The sequence below is a fragment of the Rhizobium sophoriradicis genome (assembly GCF_003939025.1).
GTDB classification, from domain to species: Bacteria; Pseudomonadota; Alphaproteobacteria; order Rhizobiales; family Rhizobiaceae; genus Rhizobium; species Rhizobium sophoriradicis.
Genome location: NZ_RQIH01000051.1, coordinates 1 through 1,790 on the forward strand (window position 1 = coordinate 1; position 1,790 = coordinate 1,790).

The window sequence follows — 1,790 nt, forward strand, 5'->3', positions numbered from 1 at the left end:
TCCTCGGCGATCTTGCGCAGAATGCGGCGCATGATCTTGCCCGAGCGGGTCTTCGGCAGGCCGGGGGCAAACTGGATCTTGTCGGGCGAGGCGATCGGCCCGATTTCGGCGCGCACATGTTTGACCAGTTCCTGGCGAAGCGTGTCGGAACCATCATGGCCGGCCATCAGCGTCACGTAGCAATAGATGCCCTGACCCTTGATCGCATGCGGATAACCGACGACCGCAGCTTCCGAAACCAGATTGTGCGAGACCAGCGCCGATTCCACCTCCGCCGTTCCGAGCCGGTGGCCGGAGACGTTGAGCACGTCGTCGACCCGGCCGGTGATCCAGTAATAGCCGTCCTCGTCGCGCCGGCAGCCATCGCCGGTGAAGTACTTGCCCTTGTAGGTGGAGAAATAGGTCTGGATGAAGCGCTCGTGGTCGCCATAAACGGTGCGCATCTGGCCCGGCCAGCTGTCGGCGATGCAGAGATTGCCGTCGGCGGCCCCTTCCAGCACCTTGCCCTCATTGTCGACCAGCTCAGGCTTGACGCCGAAGAACGGCACCGTCGCTGAACCGGGTTTCAGATCGATCGCACCCGGCAGCGGCGTGATCATGTGGCCGCCGGTCTCCGTCTGCCACCAGGTATCGATGACAGGGCAGCGCTTGTCGCCGACGACGTTATAATACCACTCCCAGGCTTCCGGATTGATCGGCTCGCCGACCGTGCCGAGCAGGCGCAGCGACGAGCGCGAGGAACGGGTGACGAAGTCGTCGCCGGCGCCCATCAGCGAACGGATCGCCGTCGGCGCGGTATAGAAGATATTGACCTTGTGCTTGTCGATAACTTCCCAGAAGCGGCCCTGATCGGGGAAATTCGGCACGCCCTCGAACATCAGCGTCGTGGCGCAGTTCGAAAGCGGCCCATAGACGATATAGGAATGGCCGGTGACCCAGCCGACATCGGCCGTGCACCAGTAGATGTCGCCATGATGGTAGTCGAAGACATATTCATGCGTCATCGAGGCGTAGATGAGATAGCCGCCGGTCGTGTGTAGCACGCCCTTCGGCTTGCCGGTCGAACCTGAGGTGTAGAGAATGAACAGCGGATCTTCCGCCTTCATCTTCACCGGCGGGCATTCCGCCTTCACCGTGGCGATCTCCTGGTGGTACCAGAGATCGCGGCCCGGCGCCCAGCCGGTCTTGCCGCCGGTGCGGCGCACGACCAGCACCTTGCTGACATTGACGTGCTGGCGGGCGGCGATGTGGATCGCCGTATCGGTATTGTCCTTCAGCGGCACCGGCTTGCCGCCGCGCAGACCTTCGTCGCAGGTGATGACGAAAGTGGATTCACAGTCGACGATGCGTCCCGCCAGGGCCTCGGGGGAGAAGCCGCCGAAGACGACCGAATGCACCGCGCCGATGCGGGCGCAGGCGAGCATCGCGTAAGCCGCTTCGGGAATCATCGGCATATAGATGGTGACGCGATCGCCCTTCTTGACGCCGTGCTTCTTCAAGACGTTCGCCATCCGGCAGACGTGCTCGTAGAGCTCGTTATAGGTGATCTTCTTGTCGATATAGGGATTGTCGCCTTCCCAGATGATCGCCACCTGGTCGCCATTCGTCTTCAGATGGCGGTCGATGCAGTTATAGGAGACGTTCGTCTGGCCATCCTCGAACCACTTGATCGAGACCTTGCCGGTAAAGGAGGTGTTCTTGACTTTGGTATAGGGCTTGAACCAGTCGATCCGCTTGCCGTGCTTGCCCCAGAACTTGTCCGGATCCTCGACGCTCTCCTCGTACCATTT

Annotated in this window: 1 protein-coding gene; it reads right to left on the minus strand. The window is 61.5% G+C overall.

Translation table 11 applies throughout. The features are described 5' to 3' along the window. Window positions 1-1,790 (minus strand): acetate--CoA ligase (gene acs, locus EFR00_RS32710; RefSeq protein ID WP_125864904.1); only part of this gene is annotated, 1,790 nt, incomplete at both ends.